Annotated in this window: 23 protein-coding genes and 1 pseudogene; 13 read left to right on the top strand and 11 right to left on the bottom strand. The window is 49.3% G+C overall.

Features of this window, described 5'->3' with window-relative positions:
• The first annotated feature begins 104 nt into the window (after positions 1–104).
• From EL645_RS06140 to EL645_RS06120, 5 genes and pseudogenes are all read left to right on the top strand, one after another.
• A complete protein-coding gene (locus EL645_RS06140) occupies positions 105–1,565 on the top strand; it encodes a response regulator (RefSeq protein ID WP_161977166.1) in 1,461 nt (486 codons plus the stop codon).
• 191 nt (positions 1,566–1,756) lie between these two features.
• Positions 1,757–3,403 (top strand): RecQ family ATP-dependent DNA helicase, encoded by a 1,647-nt coding sequence (locus tag EL645_RS06135; RefSeq protein WP_126549199.1) that lies wholly within the window; start codon positions 1,757–1,759, stop codon positions 3,401–3,403.
• Between the two features lie 140 nt (positions 3,404–3,543).
• Positions 3,544–4,624 (top strand): annotated as a pseudogene (locus EL645_RS06130) (ABC transporter ATP-binding protein).
• A gap of 30 nt (positions 4,625–4,654) precedes the next feature.
• A complete protein-coding gene (locus EL645_RS06125) occupies positions 4,655–5,680 on the top strand; it encodes an ABC transporter ATP-binding protein (protein WP_126549198.1) in 1,026 nt (341 codons plus the stop codon).
• A 174-nt stretch (positions 5,681–5,854) separates the two neighbouring features.
• Positions 5,855–6,379 carry a vitamin K epoxide reductase family protein gene (locus EL645_RS06120; protein ID WP_126549197.1) on the top strand — a complete coding sequence of 175 codons (525 nt, stop codon included), beginning with the start codon at positions 5,855–5,857 and terminating at the stop codon, positions 6,377–6,379.
• Between the two features lie 109 nt (positions 6,380–6,488).
• Here the strand turns inward: EL645_RS06120 and EL645_RS06115 are convergent, their stop codons facing one another.
• Genes EL645_RS06115 through EL645_RS06105 form a run of 3 tightly spaced genes read right to left on the bottom strand, consistent with a single transcriptional unit; the run spans position 6,489 to position 8,714 of the window.
• Positions 6,489–6,935, bottom strand: coding sequence for an MOSC domain-containing protein (locus tag EL645_RS06115; protein ID WP_126549196.1), 447 nt, complete (start codon positions 6,933–6,935; stop codon positions 6,489–6,491).
• Between the two features lie 11 nt (positions 6,936–6,946).
• Positions 6,947–7,744 (bottom strand): ABC transporter permease, encoded by a 798-nt coding sequence (locus tag EL645_RS06110; protein WP_126549195.1) that lies wholly within the window; start codon positions 7,742–7,744, stop codon positions 6,947–6,949.
• A 1-nt stretch (position 7,745) separates the two neighbouring features.
• A complete protein-coding gene (locus EL645_RS06105) occupies positions 7,746–8,714 on the bottom strand; it encodes an ABC transporter ATP-binding protein (RefSeq protein WP_126549194.1) in 969 nt (322 codons plus the stop codon).
• Positions 8,715–9,024: 310 nt separating this feature from the next.
• On the opposite strand from EL645_RS06105, the gene EL645_RS06100 reads away from it, so the two are divergent.
• The 4 genes from EL645_RS06100 to guaB all read left to right on the top strand — a co-directional run bounded on the left by EL645_RS06100 (position 9,025) and on the right by guaB (position 14,676).
• Positions 9,025–10,173, top strand: coding sequence for an AAA family ATPase (locus tag EL645_RS06100; RefSeq protein WP_126549193.1), 1,149 nt, complete (start codon positions 9,025–9,027; stop codon positions 10,171–10,173).
• Between the two features lie 666 nt (positions 10,174–10,839).
• Complete coding sequence (locus EL645_RS06095; RefSeq protein ID WP_161977165.1) at positions 10,840–12,498, top strand: AAA family ATPase; 1,659 nt, start codon at positions 10,840–10,842, stop codon at positions 12,496–12,498.
• 204 nt (positions 12,499–12,702) lie between these two features.
• Positions 12,703–12,870 carry a lmo0937 family membrane protein gene (locus EL645_RS06090; protein WP_218031764.1) on the top strand — a complete coding sequence of 56 codons (168 nt, stop codon included), beginning with the start codon at positions 12,703–12,705 and terminating at the stop codon, positions 12,868–12,870.
• A gap of 303 nt (positions 12,871–13,173) precedes the next feature.
• Positions 13,174–14,676: an IMP dehydrogenase gene (guaB, locus tag EL645_RS06085; protein WP_126549191.1), complete on the top strand. Its 1,503-nt coding sequence runs from the start codon at positions 13,174–13,176 to the stop codon at positions 14,674–14,676.
• A gap of 148 nt (positions 14,677–14,824) precedes the next feature.
• On the opposite strand, the gene EL645_RS06080 is transcribed toward guaB, so the two are convergent.
• Positions 14,825–15,349, bottom strand: a complete 525-nt coding sequence (locus tag EL645_RS06080; protein WP_161977164.1) for an N-acetylmuramoyl-L-alanine amidase — start codon at positions 15,347–15,349, stop codon at positions 14,825–14,827.
• Position 15,350: 1 nt separating this feature from the next.
• Positions 15,351–15,533: a hypothetical protein gene (locus tag EL645_RS39120; RefSeq protein WP_161977163.1), complete on the bottom strand. Its 183-nt coding sequence runs from the start codon at positions 15,531–15,533 to the stop codon at positions 15,351–15,353.
• A gap of 111 nt (positions 15,534–15,644) precedes the next feature.
• On the opposite strand from EL645_RS39120, the gene EL645_RS06075 reads away from it, so the two are divergent.
• The 4 genes from EL645_RS06075 to EL645_RS06060 all read left to right on the top strand — a co-directional run bounded on the left by EL645_RS06075 (position 15,645) and on the right by EL645_RS06060 (position 18,107).
• The gene (locus tag EL645_RS06075) at positions 15,645–16,010 is read left to right on the top strand and encodes a roadblock/LC7 domain-containing protein (protein ID WP_126549189.1); all 366 of its coding nucleotides are present in this window, start codon (positions 15,645–15,647) and stop codon (positions 16,008–16,010) included.
• Between the two features lie 61 nt (positions 16,011–16,071).
• Complete coding sequence (locus EL645_RS06070; RefSeq protein ID WP_126549188.1) at positions 16,072–16,566, top strand: roadblock/LC7 domain-containing protein; 495 nt, start codon at positions 16,072–16,074, stop codon at positions 16,564–16,566.
• 15 nt (positions 16,567–16,581) lie between these two features.
• Positions 16,582–17,157: a GTP-binding protein gene (locus tag EL645_RS06065; RefSeq protein ID WP_126549187.1), complete on the top strand. Its 576-nt coding sequence runs from the start codon at positions 16,582–16,584 to the stop codon at positions 17,155–17,157.
• Between the two features lie 95 nt (positions 17,158–17,252).
• Entirely contained in the window at positions 17,253–18,107 is an 855-nt protein-coding gene (locus EL645_RS06060; RefSeq protein WP_246035521.1) for a DUF429 domain-containing protein, read from the top strand.
• Here EL645_RS06060 and EL645_RS06055 read toward each other — a convergent pair.
• The 6 genes from EL645_RS06055 to abc-f all read right to left on the bottom strand — a co-directional run bounded on the left by EL645_RS06055 (position 18,091) and on the right by abc-f (position 23,340).
• Positions 18,091–19,029 (bottom strand): DMT family transporter, encoded by a 939-nt coding sequence (locus tag EL645_RS06055; protein WP_126549185.1) that lies wholly within the window; start codon positions 19,027–19,029, stop codon positions 18,091–18,093. The two genes, EL645_RS06060 and EL645_RS06055, sit on opposite strands and share 17 nt — an antisense overlap.
• A gap of 14 nt (positions 19,030–19,043) precedes the next feature.
• Complete coding sequence (locus EL645_RS06050; RefSeq protein ID WP_218031763.1) at positions 19,044–19,508, bottom strand: HAD family hydrolase; 465 nt, start codon at positions 19,506–19,508, stop codon at positions 19,044–19,046.
• A 295-nt stretch (positions 19,509–19,803) separates the two neighbouring features.
• Positions 19,804–20,157 carry a GlsB/YeaQ/YmgE family stress response membrane protein gene (locus tag EL645_RS06045; RefSeq protein ID WP_126549184.1) on the bottom strand — a complete coding sequence of 118 codons (354 nt, stop codon included), beginning with the start codon at positions 20,155–20,157 and terminating at the stop codon, positions 19,804–19,806.
• A 181-nt stretch (positions 20,158–20,338) separates the two neighbouring features.
• Complete coding sequence (locus tag EL645_RS06040) at positions 20,339–20,776, bottom strand: HEAT repeat domain-containing protein (RefSeq protein ID WP_126549183.1); 438 nt, start codon at positions 20,774–20,776, stop codon at positions 20,339–20,341.
• A 59-nt stretch (positions 20,777–20,835) separates the two neighbouring features.
• Positions 20,836–21,309, bottom strand: coding sequence for a ribonuclease FAU-1 family protein (locus EL645_RS06035; RefSeq protein ID WP_126549182.1), 474 nt, complete (start codon positions 21,307–21,309; stop codon positions 20,836–20,838).
• 393 nt (positions 21,310–21,702) lie between these two features.
• Complete coding sequence (gene abc-f, locus EL645_RS06030; protein WP_161977161.1) at positions 21,703–23,340, bottom strand: ribosomal protection-like ABC-F family protein; 1,638 nt, start codon at positions 23,338–23,340, stop codon at positions 21,703–21,705.
• Positions 23,341–24,050: the final 710 nt, after the last annotated feature.

The following is a 24,050-nucleotide window of genomic DNA, read 5'->3' as shown; positions in this document are numbered from 1 at the left end:
TTTTCTTACGTGTTATATGCAGTACTCCTGGCTATAGAGAATGTGATGGGGATGAAACTGAATTGCCCCCTTATTCGTGCTACACAAAAAAGTGGATAACGAGAATGATGGACGATAAGAATACTCACGAGATGACGGGCACATTACAATTTGATGAAGAACGAAACTTTCTGCTTTTGGATGGCCATGAGCTATCGAGCGGTGAAAATATAGAGATCCGTGTCTTTGGTTCCTGGATACCAGGTCAGGTGGCGATTGATTCGGCTGGCTGGTATCTGGTAACGCTGGATCAGGTTGGTATACGATTACATGCCGGCTTATTTGCGCGCTCCTGTGATTTTCGTTTTTCACAGCAATTAGCGTTGCAGCCTGCTTCTCAACAACCGGAACCCAGCATTTTAATTGTAGACGATGATCCGGCGTTATTGAGTGCATTGCCCAAAACCATTTCATTGCGCATCCCGCAGGTACACGTTGTTACTGCCCAGTCGGCGCAGGCCGCGCTGCGTCTGTTACAGGAAAAGCGCTATGATGCTGTTGTCAGCGATATTAAGATGCCAGATATGGATGGATTATCGTTATTATCAAAGATCCACGAATGCCAGCCAGAGACACCAACGATCCTGATTACAGGCCATGGAGAGCATAATCTGGCTATTCAGGCATTGCGTGGTGGCGCTTATGATTACATTCAGAAGCCGATTGAGCGCGATAATTTTGTGGCTGCCTTGCTGCGTGCTATCCAGACCTGCCAGTTACGGCGGCAGGTGCAGGAACAGCAGCAGGCCTTAGAGCTTTACGCGCGTTCCCTCGAACGCCTGGTGCAGCAGCGTACAGAAGAACTGGCCGAAGCGCACACCACCAAAGATAAGGTTGTTAGCCTGGTGTCGCAAGAGCTCAAAGAACCAATTACGCGTCTGAAAAGCTTGACCCAACTGCTGCGTCAAAAATTGGAGAATAGCGAGCTTTCGGAGATTGTAACCAGGAGTTTTGGGAATATCGAGGAATCGATTGAGCGTACAGAGACGTTAGTGCAGGAACTGCTCAGCACCTCAGATATTGAGACTCAGCGCTTCATTCTGCATCGGCAGCGCTGTGATCTGGCTCAACTTTGCCAGCGTATCCTGGAAGAAGAGGCCGCTGGCACTGGGATAAAGTTAGATTTCGAGGGAGTGGCGGGACCACTCGAAGTAGAGGTCGATGAGGAGCAGTTGCGCCGGGTTTTGAGGATGTTAATTAATAACACGCAGGCCTCAGAGCACATTGAATGCCTCACCACCATGACGTTGCAGCAGATTGGAAAAGAAGCTATCCTCACCTTGAGAGATCAAGGCACACATTCATTGGGAAGCGATTTTTATATCGCGCGCAAAATTGTGGAGCGCCACGATGGGCACCTGGAAATTCAGAACTTTCCCGAAGACAGGCGGGCAATTTTTGTGACATTGCCCTTGTTTGAAAGCAATCAGGAGCAAGCAGCTGAGTCCGCTTCCCCTATTCCACATACCCACGCAATCTGGACAATGAGTTATGATGATAAAGGAGCTCTAGCTAAAAAGCATTAGAATTTTTTGTTTAATTTATACTCAAGTTCATCTGTTTGCCCCTATCATTCGTTTCTTATATAGAGGATTGATAAAGGCGCCCTATGCACAAGCAGCAATGTGAGTAACATAGGTAAAAAATCCTTGTTTCGCTACGATGACGAAAAAATTGCAATGCAGCATAAAAAAGAATAGATGAATGGATGACGGGGATGATTAGACGAAAGAGTACGCGTCAACTGGAACGGATTACGCGCGAGAAATTTGGCTATGAAGAGCTACGACCTGGCCAGGCCGCTGCGATCCGTTCTATTCTGGATGGTCATGATACCATCGCTATTTTACCTACCGGCCTGGGAAAGTCCTTGATTTACCAGGTCACCACCTTGCTTTTAAAGGGTCCCGCGATCATTGTCTCACCACTGATAGCCTTGCAACGCGATCAGGTTGAAGCTATTGAAGATCTCGAAGTAGGAAACGCAGCCTTGATTAACTCTACCATGCGTGAGGCTGAACGGCAGGAAGTGTTAGAGCAACTCAAGAGTGGAGAACTCAACTTCCTTTTTCTGGCTCCAGAGCAATTTAATAGCGAGGACATGCTAGATCAATTGAAGGCGGCCAATCCGGCGCTCTTCGTCATTGATGAGGCGCACTGTATTAGCGAATGGGGACACGACTTCCGCCCCGAGTATTTGCGTCTGAGTGCCGTCATCCAGGCCCTCGGACATCCGACTGTCGTTGCTTTGACTGCTACCGCTGCCCCCCTGGTACGCGAAGAGATTATCGAGCGCTTGCAGATGAATAATCCGCAGATTGTGGTGCAGGGATTCGACCGACCGAATATCTGGCTGGGTGTTGAGAAATTTCGTGACGAGGCGGATAAAAAGAAAGCCCTGCTGGAGCGCGTATTGGAAACCGAGCGGCCCGGCATCGTCTATACCGCAACCCGCAAGCATTCAGAAGAGATTGCCAGGGCACTCTGTGATGTGGGAGTCAAAGCAGCTTTCTACCATGCCGGCATGCGCGCAACCGATCGTGAGCAGGTCCAGCAGCAATTTATGAACGACGAGGTCGAAGTTATTGTCGCCACGGTCGCCTTTGGGATGGGCATTGATAAGCCCAATGTCCGTTTTGTCTATCATTACGATATCAGTGATTCACTGGATTCATACTATCAAGAGGTAGGCCGGGCCGGACGTGATGGGCTCGCAGCCAAAGCTATTCTGTTCTATCGCGCCGAGGATCTACGCATTCATCGCTTCTTTGCTGGCGCGGGCCGCATCGATATCGATCAGGTTGAACTGGTCGCTCGCGTTATTCAAGAGCAGACCGATCCGGTGACCATCCAGGATCTATCAGAAGAAACCCATCTCTCGCGTTCGAAGCTGGCAGAGGCTTTGACACGGCTGGAGGAGGGCGGCGCAATTACTACATTGCCCACCGGTGAAGTCATGTCCAATGGTTTGATCGAGAATATTGATGCAGTAACTCAGGAAGCTATGGAGGCCCATCTTTCACGACGCGAATTTGATCGCTCACGCATCGAAATGATCCGCTGCTACGCCGAAGTAGGGGATTGCCGCCGCGAATATCTGCTGAACTACTTTGGCGAGAACATGGATAATCCTCCCTGTCATAATTGCGACAATTGCGATGCAGGCATTATCGTCATTGACCTCGTTAAACAGCCCTTCCCGATCAATACCAAAGTAATCCATAAAAGCTGGGGAGACGGCCTGGTATTGCGCTACGAGGGTGATAAAATGGTCGTCCTCTTCAACGAAGTTGGGTATAAAACCCTCTTTGTGGACCTGGTTGTCGAGCGAAAGATTTTAGAAGCCGTCGAATTTTTAACTTGATCTAACCCTATTTCTTTCACTTTTTCAGCCTGTCTGGCGTCTCTTTAGATAAGGGATATTTTTCCCTCTATCGCTCGACCAGTTTTGCGAAAACCAGTCGTTTGTAGCCAAGGGATTTGTAGCTAAAGGAGACGCATGCTTTGAAGGAGTATCTGCTGGATGTACAGGACCTGAAGACCTACTTCAAGACGCGGGCCGGCTATGTGCACGCTGTAGATGGTGTCAGTTTTGCCGTCAAAGCGGGCGAAAAAGGTAGCGCTGGTGGGAGAGAGCGGCTGTGGCAAAAGTGTAACCGCCCTCTCAATTATGCGCCTGGTAGCTCAGCCGCCCGGTGAATATGTGGGTGGCGAGATCTATTTCGCTGGTCAGGATCTTTTGGATGTACCTGAGAAGACCATGCGTAGTATACGTGGTGGGCAGATCGGTATGATTTTTCAGGACCCCATGGCCTGCTTAAATCCAACCATGACGATCGGTAAACAGATCGCCGAGGGGCTACAGATTCATCTGAAATTGAGGGCCGGTGAGGCACGTCAGCGGGCGATTGCGCTGTTGGAACAGGTAGGTATTCCCGCACCCCAGCAACGGGTGGATGCCTTTCCGCATCAATTCAGTGGCGGTATGCGCCAGCGAGTCATGATCGCCATGGCCCTGGCCTGTAATCCCCGCTTATTGATTGCCGATGAGCCCACCACCGCCCTGGATGTGACTGTGCAAGCCCAGATCCTTGAATTGATCGGTTCAGTCTGCAAAGAACTTGGCACCTCCTTGATCTTAATCACCCATGACCTGGGCGTGGTGGCAGGCATCGCCGATCGTGTGATTGTGATGTATGCCGGGAAAGTCATCGAAGAGGGTCCTACCGACGAACTCTTTGCTAATCCGCGCCATCCCTACACACAGGGGCTCCTCTCCTCCGTGCCGCGACTGGATGAAGCGCGCCAACAAGAACTCAGCACTATAGAAGGCGCGCCACCCGATCTCCTCCACCCGCCCAGCGGCTGCCCTTTTATGCCGCGCTGCGCCTTCGCGCGTGCGGCCTGTCATAGCATGCCGCCCTTAGAAGCGCTAACCAATCAACCGGCACACCGCAAAGCATGTTGGGCCGACGTGACTGATCCCAGGCAGCAGGCTACGGCCGAGCGGCGACAACAGGCGCGGCGTCAAGCCTTACAGGCGGCATTCCAGACCGCTGGCGAAAAAGTAGCGCAGGGCTCGTAATCTTCTAGTGGTCGAAAGGAGCGTGTGACGATGGCAGAGACAATGGTGGGCACCCAGCTCTTACTGGATGTGCGAAACCTGAAGATGTATTTTCCGGTGACCAGGGGTATTATTTTTCAAAAGACGGTGGGCAATATCCAGGCCGTCGACGATGTGAGTTTTGGCATTGCGCGTGGTCAGACACTGGGGTTAGTCGGAGAAAGCGGTTCTGGCAAAACAACGATTGGCCGCTCGATTATCCGCTTATATAAGCCAACCGCCGGCCAGGTCTTCTTTGATGGTCAGGACATGGTCCAGATGGATGCCGATACTCTATGGAAAATACGCAAAAAGGTCCAGATGATTTTTCAGGACCCCTTTGCATCCCTTAATCCACGTTTTACCATTGGCTCGTTGGTCTCAGAGCCCATGCATATTTATCATATGGGGAGCAGGCAGGAGATTCGGGCCAGGACAGAAGAACTGTTGAGCCTGGTGGGTCTACGCCCTGAATATATTGATCGCTATCCGCATGAATTTAGCGGAGGTCAACGCCAGCGCATTGCCGTGGCGCGCGCCCTGGCGGTCAATCCCGAACTGATCATTGCTGATGAGCCTGTCTCTGCGCTCGATGTTTCAGTGCGGGCCCAGGTACTTAACCTGCTGCAGAACCTGCAGGGGCGCTTTAACCTCACCTATCTTTTTATCTCGCATGACTTGAGTGTGGTGCGCCACGTCGCGGATCGGGTCGCGGTCATGTATCTGGGCCGGATCGTCGAGCTGGCCGACCGGGACGAGCTCTATATCGCTCCCAAACATCCCTATACGCGCGCCTTGCTTTCCGCGGTTCCTATTCCTGATCCACTCATCGAGAAGAAACGGCAGCGCATTATTCTGACTGGCGATCTGCCTAGCCCGATGAAGATGCCAACCGGCTGCCGTTTCCATACGCGTTGTCCAATGGCACAGAATATCTGCCGCGAGGTTGAACCAGCCTTCGAGGCCAAAGAAGGGCATGAACATTACGCCGCCTGCCACTTCTCTGACCAGGTAGAATCTCCTATAGCCAAAGCATAAAGTCTATAGGGCCAGTGAAATTCTCTGCACATGTGAAAATCAATTAACACAAATGTGTCACAGTAGCAGAGAATTCATTGACAAGTAGTTGGGCTCGGTTTTATGCTATCATTGTCGAGCAAATTAACTAAAATAATCTCATTGTAGTTCAACATAGAGGCTAGAGAGGTGTGAATGACGTATTTTCGTAGGCATGGTGCGCAAATCACCTATATTATTTTGTCAATCGTCGGGGTCGCTATCTCAATTTATTTAACGATCGCCCATTACGGAAACGTACCGGTTGTCTGTTCTACCAGTGGTGTAATCAATTGTGAACGCGTGCTTTCCAGTAGCTACTCGCTCGTACCCGGAACTTCGATTCCCATCTCAGTTCCTGGTTTGCTCTGGTTTTTGGTGAGTGGCGCCCTGGCCTTTACGGCCTGGAAGATACGGCCAGAAGCGCGCTCACTCAAGATCGCTGAGCCGATCTGGTTTGGCACCGGTGTGTTGACCGCTCTCTACCTGGTCTATGCTGAACTGGTCTACCTGCACAATATCTGTGCCTGGTGTACAGTGTTGCATATCATTATGTTGGTCATGTTCCTGGTGGCAGTATTCCAATTAATGCAGCCGCACGCGGATGACGAAGAATATTATGAAGAAGATGATGAAGGAGACGAGGCTGTCATCTCTCAGGTAAGCAAGCGCTCATACTAAGCACCTGCTTACCTGGTCCCTTGTTCAGTTTGACGATGCTGGTTGAATGACCATGTGGTCGCCTGCGCGCACGCTACCTCCGCGCAAGATACGGGCCATGATACCAGCCTTAAAGTTTTTTTTTGCCCTGGTCCTTCGTCGTCACTGCTTGCAAAAGGTCGGGATGCATCCCATTCAGCTGCTTGCAAGGAGTACGCACCTCAGTAACCTCTAGCAAGGCAATTCCGATTGAGAGCAGTGTGCCTATAGGTAGCTGCATCAATGGCAGTCCTTGAATGGTTATATTCTCGCCCATTGCGCCCGGGCCTAGCTGGATGTCCTGTAGCGCTACATCCTGGTAGGCCTGGGTATCGACGAGCAAGACCTGACGCAGATTTGGTTGGTTGGGATTCTTCCGGGCCAGATAGCGATGGCGCACGAGTTTCCCCGCATGGTAATCCCCCTCTACGCCCAGATCATCCAGTAAATTAATCTCATCTACAATCGGCTTGGGTAGTCCCGGTTGTGGATTGCGGCATACCGCAACCACAATTCCTGCCTCATGATTGCTCGTCATACTTACCTTAATTACTCCCACTTAAATGTACGAATCGCCACAAAGAGGATCACGATAGCCCATAGGGTCAGCAGCAGGATTGGATACAATGGGAAGGTCCCGTTGTGGGCCATTGTTTGCTGCAAGGCCTGGGTTAGTGCTGATGCTGGCAGTAGTTGTGCGATCGCAGCGATTGGCGCTGGCAGGTGCTCCAGTGGCAAGATGCCGCCGCCCAGCAGGATAAAGACCAGGAAGAGCGCGTTAGCCCCTGCCAGAGTCATTTCAGCACGCAGCGCCCCCGCCATCGCTAATCCCAGGGCCGAAAAGGTGACGGTACCCAGGACGATTGAAAGCAGCGCGAAAGGCAATGAGCCAACTGGCCGCCAGCCGTAGAATGCCACAGCCACACCAACCAGGAGCAAGACCTGGACGACTTCGAGTACCAGAATCGAAATGATCTTGGCAATAATCAGTCCACTACGGGACAGGGGAGAACTGCCCAGGCGCTTGAGGACACCGTAGTAGCGCTCATAGGCGGTCGCAATGCCCAGATTGACCATACCAGCTGCCATAATAGCGATAGCCAGAATACCCGGCAAAAGAAACGTAGCGGCGCTCTCACCCTTATTGACGGGAATAATATTCAAAGAGGCAAAGAAAATGAGCAGCATCACTGGAATAATCAGTGTAACCAGCACATTTTCGCCGCGTCTACTGGTGAGCAATAATTCAAATTGTGTCTGCTTAAGAATTTGACGTCCCGCCGAGGCAGGAGTATTGTTACGCGGAGCTTTAGCCGCATCCGTTGCTAGTGGTGAATGTGTGGCCATGTTAATCTCGTACCTCTGATCCAGTTAAGCGTAAGAAGAGATCCTCCAGTGAGCCGTGGCCTACGCGTAGCTCGGAGAGCGTAATTTTCTGTTCGCGTAGCCAGGTGGTCAACTCCACCAGCAGCGCAGGAATATCATCGGTCTCAATGACATAACTGCCAGCGCGCACCTCTTCTGCACTTTTCGCTGTAGGTAATGCAGCCAGTTGAGTGCAATCCAATCCTTCTGGAGCAACAAAGCGCACAATGTTGGCATTTTGGCCGCCCGTAAGATTGCCAGGGGTATCCAGGGCGATCAACTGTCCATGATCGATGATTGCCACGCGATCGGCCAGGCGTTCTGCCTCATCCATCAGATGGGTGGTTAGCAAGATCGTGACGCCATTGCGCTTCAACTCGCGCACAATCTCCCAGGTGGTCTGGCGCGCCTGGGGGTCCATGCCAGCGGTAGGTTCATCCAGAAAGACCAATTCAGGATTGCCTATCAGGGCCACTGCCAGCGCCAGGCGACGTTTCTGACCACCGGAGAGACGGCGGCAACGCGTTTTGGTCGCCGAGGTCAGTCCTACACGCTCCAATAAGGCATCCACCGCTTGCGGCTGCTCATAGTAGCCAGCGAACAGGCTGAGCACCTCGCGGGCCGTCAGAGCCGGGTAGAGACCATCCTGTTGTAGCATGACTCCAATGCGTGGTTTCAACTCGCGCGCCTGGCGAATTGGATCGAGACCGAGTACACGAATCGTGCCAACATCAGGTGTACGATACCCTTCCAGGGTTTCAACGGTCGTGGTTTTGCCAGCGCCGTTAGGGCCCAGCAGCGCAAAGACCTCTCCAGGCTGTACCTGAAATTGTAAATGATCGACGACGCGATGAGCGCCGTAGCTTTTGCTGAAATTCTCAACGACAATAGCGGCACCATCTACTGACTGTGTGGGTACCACTTTTGTCGTTGTCTGCGTGTCAGCAGACATAAGAGCTACTCCTTAATATGCAACCATTTCTTGTATGCGACCTGGGACAACAGTTGTTGGGACAGCGATAGCAAGAAATCCAGTAATCCTCTGTATAAAGTACAGCAGTTTTCGCCAGATGACAAGTTGGACGATTTAAAGGTGTATGGCTTCTCTCAAATATCCCTTATAGATGGGTCCCCAAAAGGAGAAGTGAATTATATGCTGGATGTCCACATTCTTAACGTTTGTACTTTATGGGCATATGTTGCTATGCAATAGCATTCGTTATATACTAAAATAGTATAATAACAAATTGCGGGAGTTAAGGATGACAACCCCTTCGCGATCAAAAAAATCAACAGTCGCACCATCTCTTTGGATTCGCTTATGCCATCAGCTCTGGAATGGATTGCGCTTTTTCTGGATTGTCATTGTATTAGGTTTGGTAATCAATATTATATCGACACGAATGACCTCGGACGCAGATTTTGCCCCTAACACTCCTGTTGGCTGGATAGGACAGCATCTTAGCATTACTATTGTCGCAGGAGCCATACTGGTCATAATCACCACTGTAATTTTTATCATTGATCATCGCAATATATCCGCATCACTGTTATCACCAGCAAAGTCAGGGCAGGCTCACTTTTCGTTTAACCAACCCTTAAGCGATCCTGGAGAGTTTTATGGCCGTGTGGCAGCACGAAATACGCTGATTACCCGTCTAGCAAATAAAGGATCTAGCTCGATTATTGGAGAGCGCCTGATTGGTAAGACATGGCTCCTGGAGTACCTACAGATGGTAGCTCCTACATATAACCCATCCTATCGAGTAGTGAAGGTCAGCGCAACGCATCCAGAGTGTAAGAGCCAGGCTGGCTTTGTGCGGCATGTGCTGGCACAGTTCGGAATATCGTTATCTATGAATTTGTCTAGTGTGACTCCACTCGAACAACTGTCAAAGGAAATAGGCGATATGAGAAACTTTGGTGTGCAGCCTGTTCTATGTATTGATGAATTTGAATGTTTTCGTAATAAACAGGAGTTTGATCAGGATTTCTTTGAGGGACTTCGTGCTCTGGCCGAGAGTAATGGATTGATCCTGGTTACTGCTAGCAGGCATCCACTAAAAGAAATTATAGAAGGATTAACGGGACAGACTAGCCCATTCTTTAATAAGGTACAGCAAATAGCGCTCAAGCCTTTTACAGAGCAGGAGGCGCGGAAGTTTGTAGAGGAGAAAGGAGATCAGGTTGGCTTTGATAAGAAAGAGCAAGAAGTTCTTTTGCAGTGGAGTGCACTCTATAAGGTCAATGGAGAGCGTTACTGGCTACCGTTGCGTCTCCAACTGGTAGGCAAATTGCTGCTGGATGATAAACAGGCTCAGATTGCTGGTTTGAATGTGGATGATGTGCGCTATCAGCATGATTTCAAGCACCGATTAGATGAAGAATATCAGGCAGTAGTTAAGGAGTAAATAATGACAGAGCGACGTGCCCCAAAAGTAGGAGCCTTGCGCCTGATATTCTACGCCTTTTTTCAGCCTGCCTATCTGACCAGAGAACTTCAACCTCTATCTTACAGGCAGCGCCTGGGGATGATGTTAAGAGTATCTCCTCCTGCATTTTTGATAGTTTGCCCTGTTGTGTTTGTCATACTTGCACTATTGATATGCTTTCATTTAGTTCCCTATCAAGGTATCGTAAGTTTCTTCTGGCCTCCAATTGTTGGAATAGTAATCGTGATGTCCGGAGGAATAGTGTTTGGAATAGGGGTTGGAATAGCGTCTGGGATAACTTTAGAACTAGGAGTGGGGATTGTGGTCGGACTGGGAGCTGGATTAAATATTGAAACAGTAACTGGAATAGTACTTGCGATATGTGTTGGAATAGTGATTGGAATAGTTCTTGAAATAGCGTTTGGTATAAAAGTAGGATTATGGGCTGGATTAACAGTAGGCATAGTGACTGGATTGATAATAATCATAGGAGGGTATAGACCAGAGTTTGGAATAGCGTTTGGAATAGCATTTAGTATAATGAGTATCATTGGTGCATATCGGGTGCCATTTTATTTTGTAAGCGGGTCATCAGTCTTGTATGCATATCTGAGTGCTCGGAAGCGACCAAATGAGACATTACCTTTGCTCAAACATTCTGCTTTGCATTGGGATGAGCGCATCTATCTACCGTTGCCATTTTTGAAGCAACTATTGTTGCTGGCATATAGTGAGCAGCCAGAGCAAACACTAGAGGAAATTTTATTTATTGCCACTGAGCGCCCACTACAACTGCCTGCAGCCCGTAGTACCGCTTTGGAGATTGCGCTTGATTATTTAGAAGGATGTCTTACTATCAGGCAAATCTCTGGAGCTTTTCTGCGCCTGAACGAGCTACTGCCACCGGAGACACAATTGAGCGATCCACGGTGGTCGAGTGCATTGACCAGATTGGGTGAAGCGAGCCGTGAAGCCATGAGTAGCCTCCAGCCTCTTGGAATCCAGGCCAGATTGAACGCTCTCGGTCGAATGATAGATAATCTGCAAAAGATTCGTCCCAATATTGCCTTTCAGGATCAGCGCTTAAATCGTCGTGTGAGGCAGGTTATTGAGTCCTGGAAAGAAGCAGCAGCCAGAGAACAGAGTGTGCTTGCTCGGATGGATCAGGATCTTGGTCACATTGATAACCCCTATAAACCTGGACAGGTATTGGAGCCCTATGATCCTTTATTTGTCGGCCGTAAAGATCTGGCATTGCAACTACTGCAGGCTCTGAATAAAGGGAGTCGGCGCCCCACTTTATTATTGCAGGGCGAGCGACGTATGGGTAAGACCAGTACCCTACGACAACTTTCTTACCTATTGGGCGCCAGTTACATACCCGTAATCTACAATTTACAAGACCCCAAGATATATGCCCGCACAGCCACTTTCCTGGGTACTATCTCTAAAGGTATCGAGAAGGCACTACAGGAGCGCGGCATCAATATTGATCCCCTGGCCTTTGAGCAATTGCAAACATCCAGCTACGTTAATGATCCGATGGCATACAGGTTCTTTGAGTATTGGTTAAGGAGGGTTGAGGATCTTTTGGAAGAAGATGACCACACTTTATTGTTAGCCTTCGATGAATTTGAGAAATTAGATGAGCATGCTCACAAAGGCTATCTGGACCTGAACATGTTTTTAGACTGGTGCAGGCAAATCATCCAATATCGGCCACGCATCGCCCTGTTATTTAGCGGCCTCCACACTTTCAGTGACATGGGAGCCCAAACTGGCATCAACTGGTCCAACTACTTCGTCAATGTTCAGTCCCTCAAAGTCAGTTTCCTCAGCGAGCTAGAAGCCTGCCAGTTGATCTTGCATCCCAAACCGGAATATCCAGGAGAAGATATTTTTGGAGAGATTGTCGATCGGCTCATCCAACAGACCAATGGGCATCCTTTTTTTGTGCAGGCCCTTTGTTCCCAACTCATTGACAACCTCAACATTGATAAAAGAGATCGCCTTGAAGCTCAAGATATTGAGCGCGCGGTCAAGCAACTTGTCATGTCCTGGGATGCCCATTTCGATGATCTCTGGAAACGTTGTGATGACAATGAGAAAGCCTGCCTGCTCTATATCTGCGAGCAGCAGGAAGTAGTCGGTCAAAACAACATTGAGCAAGCAACACAACGTGAGCATGAGAACATTTCCAGAGCATTACGTATCCTTGTTAGGCGTGATCTGCTCATTAAAAATGGGACCGGATACGTGATCGCCGCTCCGATCTTACGTGAGTGGGTTCAGCAAAACGCCTGATAGAGGATGTGTAGGAACACATATAAGCCTTTCATCACGGGATCAATGTCCTATTTTGGAGCACTCGCATTGCTTTGTTTCTTTTAAAGATACATCTAAATTTATTTATGATACGTATATAAAGTAGTTATACAGGAATCATTTTTCGGATAAATGAGCTTCGAAAGTATTATTGTTTTTTTCATTTGTCAAAGGAGATAGATCATGGTTGGTATTCTTTGGGCAGTGGTTGTTGTCCTTGTTATTCTCTGGCTGCTCGGATTTGTGGTACTGCACGTTTCCAGCGCTCTGATTCATATCCTGCTGGTTATTGCCGTTGTAGTTATCATTTACAACCTGGTTATGGGTTCACGCAGCCGCCGCACCTTGTAATTCAAGGCGGTAGGTACAAATAAAAAAGCTCCCTTACGATTTTATGTAAGGGAGCTTTTTCCTATTACTTTTAAAATAGCGCTAGCTATGCTGTATTCCCTGGTGAAAGCACTATTTATTTTAGTTGAAATCTGATTGTGAGATTATCTATTTGACGATGTCTAATTCTAGATGTTACACTATCAGGAATTATTAAGTCGATTTGTCTCATAAGCAGGGCAGGCAATCGCCTGTTCTACCCGTGAAGGGACCAGTACGCTTGAAAAGTGTGCTGGTGTTTTTTTAAGGAGGATGTCTTAAACCATGTCTCTGGCACAGAACCCGGACTCCTTTGCCCAGAAGTTTGCCAAAGAAGGCCTCACATTTGATGATGTGCTGATCATTCCCGCTGCATCTTCAGTCCTTCCCCGCGAAGTTTCCACCCAGACACGATTCACACGTACCATTTCCCTCAATATTCCGATCGTTAGTGCCGCTATGGATACAGTCACTGAAGCCCGTATGGCCATTGCTCTTGCACGTGAAGGTGGTATTGGTGTTATACATAGTAATGCGTCCATTGATTTCCAGGCCCAGGAAGTAGATAAGGTTAAGCGCTCTGAGTCTGGTATGATAACTGATCCAATTACGCTCGAACCTGATGCCGCATTGAGTGAGGCCCTTCAGGTCATGAAGCGTTTCCATATCTCTGGTATTCCGATTACCGAGCAGGGTAAGCTGGTAGGCATCCTGACGAACCGCGACATGCGTTTCGAAACCAATGTAGAACGTCCTATTGCTGATCTGATGACCCGCGAAAACCTCGTAACCGTCCCCGTTGGTACCACTTTAGAGCAGGCCCGTGAAATTCTCCACCACAGCAAAGTAGAGAAATTACCTGTGGTTGATGATCATGGCATGCTCAAAGGCCTGATTACCATGAAGGATATCCAGAAGAAAATTCTTTATCCAAACGCCGCCAAAGACGAATTTGGGCGTTTGCGTGTAGCCGCCGCCGTTGGTGTTGGTCCGGATTCCCTGGATCGTTGTGCTGCACTGGTTGAAGAAGGCGTGGATGCGCTGGTTGTGGATACCTCACATGGTCATTCCCGCATGGTTATTGAGCGTGTTGCTCAGATCAGTGACCGTTTCGGCAAGAAAGTTCAGCTGGTTGCTGGCAATGTTGTAACCGCCGAGGCCACAGAAGCCCTCATTCAAGCTGGTGTCGATGCTGTGAAGGTTGGTATTGGCGCTGGTTCTATCTGTACTACACGTATTATCTCTGGTGTTGGTATGGCCCAGATCACAGCGATCTATGATTGTGCCGCTGTCGGTCGTCGCTACAACATACCGATCATCGGTGATGGTGGTATTCAATATTCTGGTGATATTGCTAAAGCTATCGTCGCTGGTTCTGACACCGTCATGCTGGGTAGCCTGCTGGCCGGTGTAGATGAGAGCCCGGGCGAACTGATGATCTCCCATGGTGAGCGTTTCAAAGATTACCGTGGCATGGGTTCCATTGGTGCTATGAAACAGCGTAGCTATAGTAAGCACCGTTACTTCCAGGGTGAAGTCGACGAATCAGAACTGATCGCCGAAGGTATTGAAGCCCGCGTACCTTATAAAGGTATGTTAGGACCCCTGGTGTATCAGCTGGTTGGTGGTTTACGCCAGGCCATGGGTTATGCTGGAGCGGCAACTATCGCCGACATGCAAAACAATGCGCAATTTACACGCATCACCAATGCAGGTCTACGCGAGAGCCATCCCCATGATGTTATGATCACCAAAGAGGCCCCCAACTACGGGACCAAAAATCGCTAATCGCTCCTGTGCGGACGTGCGCTGGCGCGCCAAGCAGCTTTTGTGGTGTAGTGTAGAAAATGTGCAAAGCACATTTTCTACACTACACCACAAAATAATTTCTTGAACGACACCAAATAGAAAGAGACATATTTGCGGATTCCTCTTTCTATTTGGTGTCGTTCAAGAACTCAAACAGCTCTTCCCAGGGATAAGGACCAGGACAAAAACTACGATGTAGAGGGTCCATTGAACGATGACCAGTAATGCCTCCCGAGGCATTGGCTTTATGCTTTGGAATATGGTGGCGATCACAAATATGTTGAATCAGACGGAAACTGGCCTCTTTCTGAGTCTCAGTTAGTTCATCAGAGTTATCCCGGTGTGGTTTGACATGTTCAATCGAGATCGTAACATTGTTGGGATTGAGCTTGCGTGACCACCAGGGATCGTGTCCCGTCGTAACACCGCCATTCCCCCAGGCGCCATCATGTTCGCGCACCGATTGGACAATCACACCATCGCGCCCAATCGTATAATGCGTACTGACATCAGCCTGCTGGAAGTAATAGCCCACCTCCTCCGCGCTGGAAAAGCCGGCGGTTCCGTGTATAATTATCCAGCGAGGAGCATGACCAGCCCGGGCCGGAAAATAATTGGGCGAAGGTAGCCATAAAGCCTGTGGTTCATCCATTTTAAAAGCTCCTGGTATTGAAAAGTATTTTGTTCTCTGGTACCTTGTAGCCAGAGAGCGTAATTTTATCATATACGGCGTGTTTATTAGAAAGCAAGACAATCTGGTGGGCCTGGTGGAAAAGGGCTACGCGGGCATTAGGTGAGAAAGTAATCTTCTCATGGTCATCACGATTGATGAACATTAGCCAAGATGTCCCATATGATTGCACCCATATAGGACATCAGTTAGAATAACTAGGGTCCTAGACTCACCACCAAGGACAAGATGGCAACCAACCAGTGCGGAGGGAAGAATGGTTGATCTAAAACAAATGCTGAGCCGCTTCTTAGCAATCCCAGGTGTCCGACAGGCCATCCTGGTCGGTCGCGATGGCTTAATGATCGAGGGTATGACTCGAGAAGGTAAAGAGGACCTGGAGGCGGTGGGTGCGATTACAACGACAAGCTTTAGCACCGCTGAAGCATTGGGACAAGAGATTGGGCGGGGAAGCGCAGTGGGGTTGCTCTTGGAATATGAACATGGTTTAGTGAGTGTTGATCCGCTGGGTGATTTTGCTCTGATGATCACACTATCAGATAATGCCTCGAATATTGGGCGCGTACGCCATTTGGTTAAAGCGAGTCGCAATGAAATTCTTGAGGCCCTAGATATAGCTTAGCGCAACATAAAATGGTGTATTATACCTTATGCCAGACGTGTACACGGAGGGCGGCGCGTCCATGGAACAATTAACAAATCTTATTATTTCTGATCGCGAACTTGCTACAATTTCAGCTGTGTTGATGAAGTTGATGAATGATACCAATGCTACTTCAGCCATGCTTCTTGATAAAAGTGGCCAGGTTGTTGCCGTGCAAGGAACAGGTACACGTCGCAATGCAACAACTCTTGGAGCTTTGTTGGCTGGTGTCTTTTCATCTTCCCGCGAAGTTGCGAAACTCCTGGATGAAAAGGATTTTCGCAATATCTTTCAACAGGGGGTGCAGGAAAACATCTACACCACCATGGTCGAAGAGCAATGGCTCCTGGTGATTATTTTCGACAAATTAACGCATATAGGCCTGGTCAAAGTTCTTTCGAAGAAAGCTTCTGATGAACTTGGGCGCACTTTGGAACGTGTGCGTAACGATACCACGCGTACCAAATCTTCGGTGCTCAACCTTCAGTTTCGCTCATCGGTTGAAGATACCATCGATCTGCTTTTCCGCGATTAGAGGAACCTGTCTTTTATGGCTCTCATCAACATTGCTACCCATGAGATCCACTGTAAGATTGTGTATTACGGTATAGGATATTGTGGGAAGACAACGAATTTGCAGCATGTGCATAGGAGCATTCACCCTAATGCCCGGGGCGATATGCTCTCTATTGCCACGGAGACGGAGCGTACTCTGTTCTTCGATTTTCTGCCGTTAGACCTTGGAACTGTGCATGGCTTTCGCACACGTTTCCATCTGTATACCGTGCCCGGGCAGATCCTTTATGAGCGCACCCGCCTGGCAGTCTTGAATGGTGCCGACGGTATTGTGTTTGTAGTGGATTCGCAGGCTGAAAAATTTGAGGAAAATGTTCAAAGTATTGCTGAGCTTGAAATGAACATGCGTCGGATCGGAAAGGACCTGATGACATTTCCTCTGGTCATGCAGTGGAATAAGCGAGATATGCCCAATGCTCTGCCAGTTCCAGTGTTAGAGCGTTATCTCAATCGTCGTCGCGCTCCCAGTTTTGAAGCGGTGGCGGCTGATGGTCGAGGCGTCTTCGCAACGCTGAGAGCAATCAGTAAAAATGTGATGGCGCAGTTGTAATATTTATTTCTTTAATTTCTTCGAGTCTCTTATTTTTGTGGATGGAAAGGGGAAACGCGCTGTTTGATCCTGACACGGAACACTCTGTGCCACCTATGTCTATTTTTGGTATGGATTTTACCAGCGCCCCCTCTACCCGTAAGCCCATTACCTGTGCTGTCTGCCGCTTAGAAGCGGAAACCCTGACTGTACAGGAATGCCTCTTATTTCCTCAATTCGTTGCCTTTGAGCAATTTCTCCAGCAGCCTGGCCCCTGGATAATGGCCTGTGACTTCCCGTTTGGTCAACCGCGCCAGTTGATCCATAACCTCTCCTGGCCACATTCCTGGCCCGATTATGTTCATGCCGTAGACGCCATGGGGAAAGCTAACTTTAGCCAGACGCTTATTGCATATAGCAAAGCGAGGCCTGCGGGAAACAAATTGCATCAGCGCCTGGCCGATAAGCTGGCTGGCGCGATCAGCCCGATGATGATGTATCGTGTCCCGGTTGGGAAGATGTTTTTTGAGGGAGCTCCGCGCCTGTTAAAGTCTGGTGCAAGCGTTCTTCCTTGCTATCCACGGTCAGACACGCGGCTCGTGGTAGAAGGCTATCCTGCCCTGGTAGCACGACACTGGTTGGGCAAACGCAGCTACAAAAGTGATGATCGGGCCCGGCAGACTCCAGAGCTGCAGCAGGCCAGGCTTGAACTGGTGGACGCTATTTGCGCGCCGGCTATGAGCAGCATTTATGGGGTGCGGGTTCAGCTTAGTGACCCTCTACGTGAGCGGCTGATCAGTGATCCAATGGGTGATCAACTAGATGCGGTCCTTTGTGCAGTTCAAGCCGCCTGGGCCTACAGCCAGCGCACGCAAAACTATGGTATTCCACCCGGATTTGAAATCGATGGTTGGATCGTCGATCCATTGATCCTGAACGCCTATCAACAAACTGCTAGAGCAACACACTGATAATGCCACCCAGTGTCACCAGGACACCGATCACGGTGCTTAACGACGGTATATCATGCAGGAAGATCACACTCAAGATAATCCCCATTGTGACCTCCTGCGTCGCAATCAGATTGGCATAGGTGGCGTGGACTTTGCGTAGCGCCGCATTGTAAAGGGTGTGACCCAGTCCCAGGGGGAAGATGCCCAGGGCGCAGATCGCCGCAATAGCTGGTAGTGGATAGGCATGTTGAAAGGCGAAGAAGAGCATAACTGGAAGTAGCCAGAGAGCGGCCAGGCCATAGACATGTGCCGTATAGCGAAATAATGGATGGCGCCCACGCTCACTGCGACCTATAATCGAATAAATGCCATAGCAGAGCCCAGAGAGCAAGGCCAATCCATCCCCCAAAACCATACACTGCCCATTGAGTGAGCAACTGGTATAGTGTGGTTCAAAGCCCGCCATAATAGCCACGCCTATGACCGCGATCGACATGCCCAGCAATTTACGTAGTGGTAGCGACTCACGCAAGAACAGGGTCGATAGCAGCGTCACAAAAATAGGTGAGGTATAGGTCAAGGCCAGACTGTGGGCGGTCGTCGTATAATTTAGCGAGGCGATATAGAAAAAGAAATGCAGGGCCGTCACCAGCCCATAGAGTAGAAAGCGGGGAAGCTCCCGGCGCCTGATACCCATCTGCTGCCGGGTTAGCAGGCCCAGTACCACTACCAGAAGGGCCGCGATGGCCAGGCGCCAGAAAGCAATCTCAACCGCGTGAAAAGGCTGTGACCAGCGAATAAAGACCGGGCTGGTCGCGAAAAATAAAACAGCAACCACGACATAGAGTAAGCCATTGCGCTGTGTTGAGACGGAGCTTTCTTCCGCTGAGGCGGGATGCTCCGTTTGCCCGGTTGTGGACGCGGTTGATTTCGCTTTCATCGGTACTATCCTGTTTAGCCGCGCAGGGTAGCAATCAGGCGATTGGGTTTTAAGAGGAGATCAATAGCCTGCAGTGGTCCATAGGAGACAATATCTGCCCCCTGCAATGTTTTAGCTGCTATGCCTTCAGGGGTGATGACGACAACGCCAATGGCAGCCAGGCGGAGCATACTGGCATCATTCATGCCGTTGCCAAAAGCGATCACGGAAGCTGGTCCTAAATTCTGTACATAGCGCATCTTTTCATCGCCACGCAGTATCTCATGGATGGGGAAGCCCAGGGCTTGTTGGATGGTGGCAAGATTGCCATGGGTACCTGAGGTGACCAGGTGAATTGTAATGTGTTCAGAGAGTTTTTTGAGCCGTTCATCTGCTCCAGGAATTATTGCACCATCAACAGCGAGGGTACCATTCACATCGAAGACGGCATGCTGTAGCTCAATCACCCCTCGTTGGGGAATATCGATCTTAATTGCCAATTGTTTATTTCTCCCTCAATTATTAATCATGTCTAAGCATAACGTGCCAAAGAACTGTGTGCAAGTTTACTGATCTCTCGCTTCGGGCTGCGTTGCCCTGACTACGCTCAATAAGGTCGATACAGAGGGAAATGGTCTCTATACCTATACAAGTATACGTTACACATAAGAGAAACGCCAGAAACAATGTTCTGGCGTTTCTTTATTCTTAAAGGAGTAGAATATAGATCATACATTTTTCATAGAAAAACCATGTATCTTATTCTCTTTATATACTTTCAGCCGTGGCTCAGGTTTAGAAGAAACGGCGACGACGGCGTGGGCGGCGCACATAACTACCACGGCGATGGTAGTAGCGCTCGTAACTAGGGCGATAGACGCGGCGATAAGCCAGTCCGCTCCAGAGAGCAACAAAGACGGCTGCCACTAGCAATGATGTGAGCAGTGGGGCGCCTCCGATATAGACATCATTTGAAAAATGCAGGCCGAGCAATCCCACGACGATAATCATGCCAATAAAACCAATGATTGTGGCCCCAAGGATACCATCTGGAGCTCGACGGCGAGCGATCATCTCACCAATAAAGCCACCAATTAAAGCAATAATCAGCCAGACAATGAAATCTCCAATTGTAAAATTGAAGTGCATATACTAACCTCCTTGTCGGTTTACCTTATATAATTCCGATTGTTTTTATTACGTATTGTCTAGCTTTTTCGCTTCAATTCGTGCGAGGAATAGCGGTCAGGAGGCAGCTTACCTGGTTGGATTGCGCAGGTCTGTCTACGCAATCCAACGCACCAGCATAAGCAGAATAGCGTGAAGGCTCTCAACTAATAGCGTAAAGGCGTGGTGGGCGTGTCGCTAACATCTCTTTGGTGGCGCCCATACCTGCCAGGGCCAGGGCGGCTGAAAGGCGAACGGCTCGCGATTGTTGTGGGTGCCGGACTAATTTTTGCAGCGGCGGGATCGCATTTGGGTCCTGTAGTTGTGTTAAAAGCCAGACGACTGCTTCTCGTTCAACGACATCAGTGCGCTGGAGTGAACGGACAAGTTGTGAGGTAAAATGCTTGCCATACTGAGCCTGGCAATGGCGTAAGTGATGATGAAGGTCACTGGTTGACAGGGTACTATTATTGGTCAGTTCGATTAACTCGTGGATCTTACTATGAAGATTTTTACGAGACTCAAGCTCTAAAACGTTCCAATCGGCATCTGCCTGGTTCTGTACTGTTGATTGGAGCGGCCTGGCGTCCCATCTTTCCATCAAGATATGTCCTTTCAGGGCATTGGTCTGGCCCTTGCTACTAGTAAAACAATAACCCGCTACGAATACTCAGCCAGGCTAGAAAAGACAGCCTGGCGATTTTCCACCATCTGTAGAAGTGTTTGTAGGCCCTGTTGTGCACCTTGACGCTGACTGCCAGTCAGCATAGAAGCTGCGGCAAACTCATCTTCATCGAGCAGCAGTGGAGTACCACTGGTATCTACCCATACATCTAAAAAGAGATCGACCTGTTCAATACAGGTCTCTTGAATGTGTGCCGGCTCAGTAATATTGCAGTACCAGCCTTTGCGTCGTCCATCCTGGTGTGAGATATCAAAGATATTAAACCAGCGATCCGCGTAATAATACTCGATAAAACGATCTCCAGGTTCAAAACGTGTATAGCCTAGATCACGTTCTGCCATCGTCCAGCTTGCCTGAACGACGATCTCCTCGGAGGAACGCCTGAGCACATCGCCATAATAGCGAAGCTTTTCGGCCCCCAGGGGATCGAGTTTAATAACGGTAATCATAGTTCCTCTCAACTACAAACGGCACAATTTTGCGTAGCAACATCACGATGCAAACAGTTTATAGTGTAGCCCAAATCTATCTAATATTCAATGGTTTGAGAGCGCTTCTGCGGCCAAAACGTTCTAACTTCATTCTTCGGGCCTTGCGCTCGTGCGCTGCCGCGCCCGAAGCATCTTTTTATTTGTAGTGCAGACAGAGCGCCAGGAGCCCTGTCTGCACTACAAATAAAATTGTGTATAAACTTGTGTTTATCTGAAACTCATAAGCTCGCGCGTTTGGAGCTCATAATTCTTTCTATGCAGTTGTGGAGAATGTGCGATGAACATTCTCCACAACTGCCCATAAAACGCGGGCAGGCGCGGCAGTGCACGCTCGCACAGGAGCGACACACTTTATGCGCACTGTTGTTTTTCGTTATAATAAGAGAAGTTGCCGGGATAGATGCGGACCGTACAATCTGCTTCAATGGCGATGATTTTGGTCGCCAGTTTATCTAGAAAGTAGCGGTCGTGCGAGATCATCAGCGTGGTTCCTTCAAACTGTTGTAAGGCAGTTTCCAGCACCTCGACGGATGGTATATCCAGGTTGTTGGTTGGCTCATCGAGCAAGAGAAAATTGGCTTCAGTCAACATCAGGCGCGCGATCTGTAAGCGACTTTTCTCGCCACCACTTAAATTGCCAATCGTATTGTGCATATCCCGATAAGAGAAGAGCAGGCGATGCAGGAGTGCGATTGCCTGGCCCTCACTCATATTTTTCAGGCGGGTCACAAATTCGATTGGTGTGCTGGCAAAGGGAAGCGTCTCCTGTTCCTGCGCATAATAGCCAGGAATGACGCTAGGGCCGATGCGCACCTCACCCTGTTGGATTGGTAGCAGACCGAGCAACGTTTTCATCAAGGTGGACTTCCCACTGCCATTCTCACCCACGATCCCGATGCGCTCGCCATGCATAATTGTCAGATCAAAAGGCTTACACAGCACGCGACCGGGAAGGGCAATCTCTAACTTTTTGATCTCCAACACCTTCTTACTACTGCGCTCAGGGTCCAGGCGCACCTTCATTTTATTGCGAATGAGCACCGGCTTCTCTGCCAGATCCTCTTTAATACGCGCAATACGCTTCTCCATATTGTGCATACGGCCAGCGAACTTATCGTTCATTTTGGCCCATTCGCGCAACTGCACCAGGCTGGCCTCCAGACGTTTAATTTCGTCTTGCTGTGTCAGGTAGTATTCATAGCGTTGCTGCAGACGCAACTGACGTTCCTGCACATAGGCAGTGTAGTTTCCTATATACACATCGATCGCACCATCCTCTAATTGGAAAATCTTGTTTACCGTATGATCCAGCAAATGGCGATCATGTGAGATAATTACTACCGCGCCTGGGTAATCATGGATATAAGCCTCCAGCCATTCCTTGGCCTGTATATCCAGGTGATTATCCGGCTCATCCAATAGAAGCAGGTCGGGGGTCTGAACCAGGATACGAGCCAGGTTGACCAGTTTCTTCTCCCCTCCACTGAGGGTGCCGATCAATTGATCATAGTCGGCACTGCTGAAGCCCAGACCGGTCAGAACCGCTTTGGCTTTGTGCTCTACCATATAGCCACCCAGGGTCTCAAAACGCTCCTGGGCTTTACCGTAGGCCTCCAGGACCTCATTTAGTGCCTCGGGGTTACTGGTGACGGCTGGATCGGCCATCTGCCTCTCCAATTGATGCTGGTAGGTGAGGTGGGCGGCAAACTCCGCCGATACTTCTTGCACGACCTCAAGAATAGTTTGGGTATGTTGTGCTGGATCGATCTCCTGTGAGTGATGTCCTATAGTCAAATGTCGTTTGCGTGAAATGGTCCCTTCGGTTGGAGTGTCTAGATCGGCCATCAATCGGAGCAGCGTTGACTTGCCACAGCCGTTCTCTCCCACCAGTCCGATACGCTCGCCGGTGAGGACCTCTAAATCCAACTGATCAAAGACGGCATTGCCAGCATAATCCTTGCTGACCTTCGAGAATTGCACTAATAACATCGTAGCTTCCTTCTGAAAAGAGTGGGGGCAGCACACAACCAGGTGAGGATGGGCTGCATACGGATAGCGGATACGTAAGACAGCGTTACCATTGGAGGACAACCTGGCCATCAACTGCAGAGGAAGACGATGAGATGATGGGTAGCGTAAGGACACAGATCAGGCAGGAGAGGAGTACAGACAGGAAAAAACAACCTACGGTCTATTTGAGGTGGGACCGTACGTTATCCACGACATCAGCACTGCTTTCCGCCGCATAAGCGATGTACCAGGCTTATGCGGCGCGCACATGCGTAATGGCTTTATAGGGGTAGTGGTAAGCCAAAAACTGAGCAATCTTATCTTGCTCGGCGCGGCAAATGAGTTCATTCTTCATAACATGACAAGCATACCTGATCCATAAACAACTGTCAAGCAGATTTTGCCTATAGACTAGCATATTTTTTCAAGTTCCCTTGAGGCCTTTGCGTCTCATTGATGTGCACAAGCCAATAGTTCTATGAACAGGATGAGCGATTTCACCAGCCTCCCATTTTAGAGCTTGCTTGTTGCTCGAAAATATCGCATCATTTCCGTATAGTTCTTAAGCTTGGAGCAGGTACGCATCTTCACTACCAGGGATGGGGGGAACCATCACGGTGGAGAGCGAAGTTGGCAAAGGCTCGACCTTTACAGTCACCCTTCCCAAAGAGAGGACTGCCTGACCGTAG

The sequence above is a fragment of the Dictyobacter kobayashii genome, from assembly GCF_003967555.1.
In the GTDB taxonomy this organism is placed as follows: domain Bacteria; phylum Chloroflexota; class Ktedonobacteria; order Ktedonobacterales; family Ktedonobacteraceae; genus Dictyobacter; species Dictyobacter kobayashii.
This window is presented reverse-complemented; position numbering and strand designations above follow the sequence as displayed.

Bases quoted from the DNA above. Each gene is read 5' to 3' on its own strand.
- EL645_RS06075 (WP_126549189.1), top strand. From the start codon at position 15,645: ATGGTTGATCTAAAACAAATGCTGAGCCGCTTCTTAGCAATCCCAGGT.
- EL645_RS06125 (WP_126549198.1), top strand. From the start codon at position 4,655: ATGGCAGAGACAATGGTGGGCACCCAGCTCTTACTGGATGTGCGAAAC.
- EL645_RS06110 (WP_126549195.1), bottom strand. From the start codon at position 7,744: ATGGCCACACATTCACCACTAGCAACGGATGCGGCTAAAGCTCCGCGT.
- guaB (WP_126549191.1), top strand. From the start codon at position 13,174: ATGTCTCTGGCACAGAACCCGGACTCCTTTGCCCAGAAGTTTGCCAAA.
- EL645_RS06045 (WP_126549184.1), bottom strand. From the start codon at position 20,157: ATGCACTTCAATTTTACAATTGGAGATTTCATTGTCTGGCTGATTATT.
- EL645_RS06115 (WP_126549196.1), bottom strand. From the start codon at position 6,935: ATGACGAGCAATCATGAGGCAGGAATTGTGGTTGCGGTATGCCGCAAT.
- EL645_RS06090 (WP_218031764.1), top strand. From the start codon at position 12,703: ATGGTTGGTATTCTTTGGGCAGTGGTTGTTGTCCTTGTTATTCTCTGG.
- EL645_RS06035 (WP_126549182.1), bottom strand. From the start codon at position 21,309: ATGATTACCGTTATTAAACTCGATCCCCTGGGGGCCGAAAAGCTTCGC.
- abc-f (WP_161977161.1), bottom strand. From the start codon at position 23,340: ATGTTATTAGTGCAATTCTCGAAGGTCAGCAAGGATTATGCTGGCAAT.
- EL645_RS06080 (WP_161977164.1), bottom strand. From the start codon at position 15,349: ATGGATGAACCACAGGCTTTATGGCTACCTTCGCCCAATTATTTTCCG.
- EL645_RS39120 (WP_161977163.1), bottom strand. From the start codon at position 15,533: ATGTTCATCAATCGTGATGACCATGAGAAGATTACTTTCTCACCTAAT.
- EL645_RS06100 (WP_126549193.1), top strand. From the start codon at position 9,025: ATGACAACCCCTTCGCGATCAAAAAAATCAACAGTCGCACCATCTCTT.
- EL645_RS06060 (WP_246035521.1), top strand. From the start codon at position 17,253: ATGTCTATTTTTGGTATGGATTTTACCAGCGCCCCCTCTACCCGTAAG.
- EL645_RS06105 (WP_126549194.1), bottom strand. From the start codon at position 8,714: ATGTCTGCTGACACGCAGACAACGACAAAAGTGGTACCCACACAGTCA.
- EL645_RS06065 (WP_126549187.1), top strand. From the start codon at position 16,582: ATGGCTCTCATCAACATTGCTACCCATGAGATCCACTGTAAGATTGTG.
- EL645_RS06140 (WP_161977166.1), top strand. From the start codon at position 105: ATGATGGACGATAAGAATACTCACGAGATGACGGGCACATTACAATTT.
- EL645_RS06135 (WP_126549199.1), top strand. From the start codon at position 1,757: ATGATTAGACGAAAGAGTACGCGTCAACTGGAACGGATTACGCGCGAG.
- EL645_RS06055 (WP_126549185.1), bottom strand. From the start codon at position 19,029: ATGAAAGCGAAATCAACCGCGTCCACAACCGGGCAAACGGAGCATCCC.
- EL645_RS06120 (WP_126549197.1), top strand. From the start codon at position 5,855: ATGACGTATTTTCGTAGGCATGGTGCGCAAATCACCTATATTATTTTG.
- EL645_RS06070 (WP_126549188.1), top strand. From the start codon at position 16,072: ATGGAACAATTAACAAATCTTATTATTTCTGATCGCGAACTTGCTACA.
- EL645_RS06040 (WP_126549183.1), bottom strand. From the start codon at position 20,776: ATGGAAAGATGGGACGCCAGGCCGCTCCAATCAACAGTACAGAACCAG.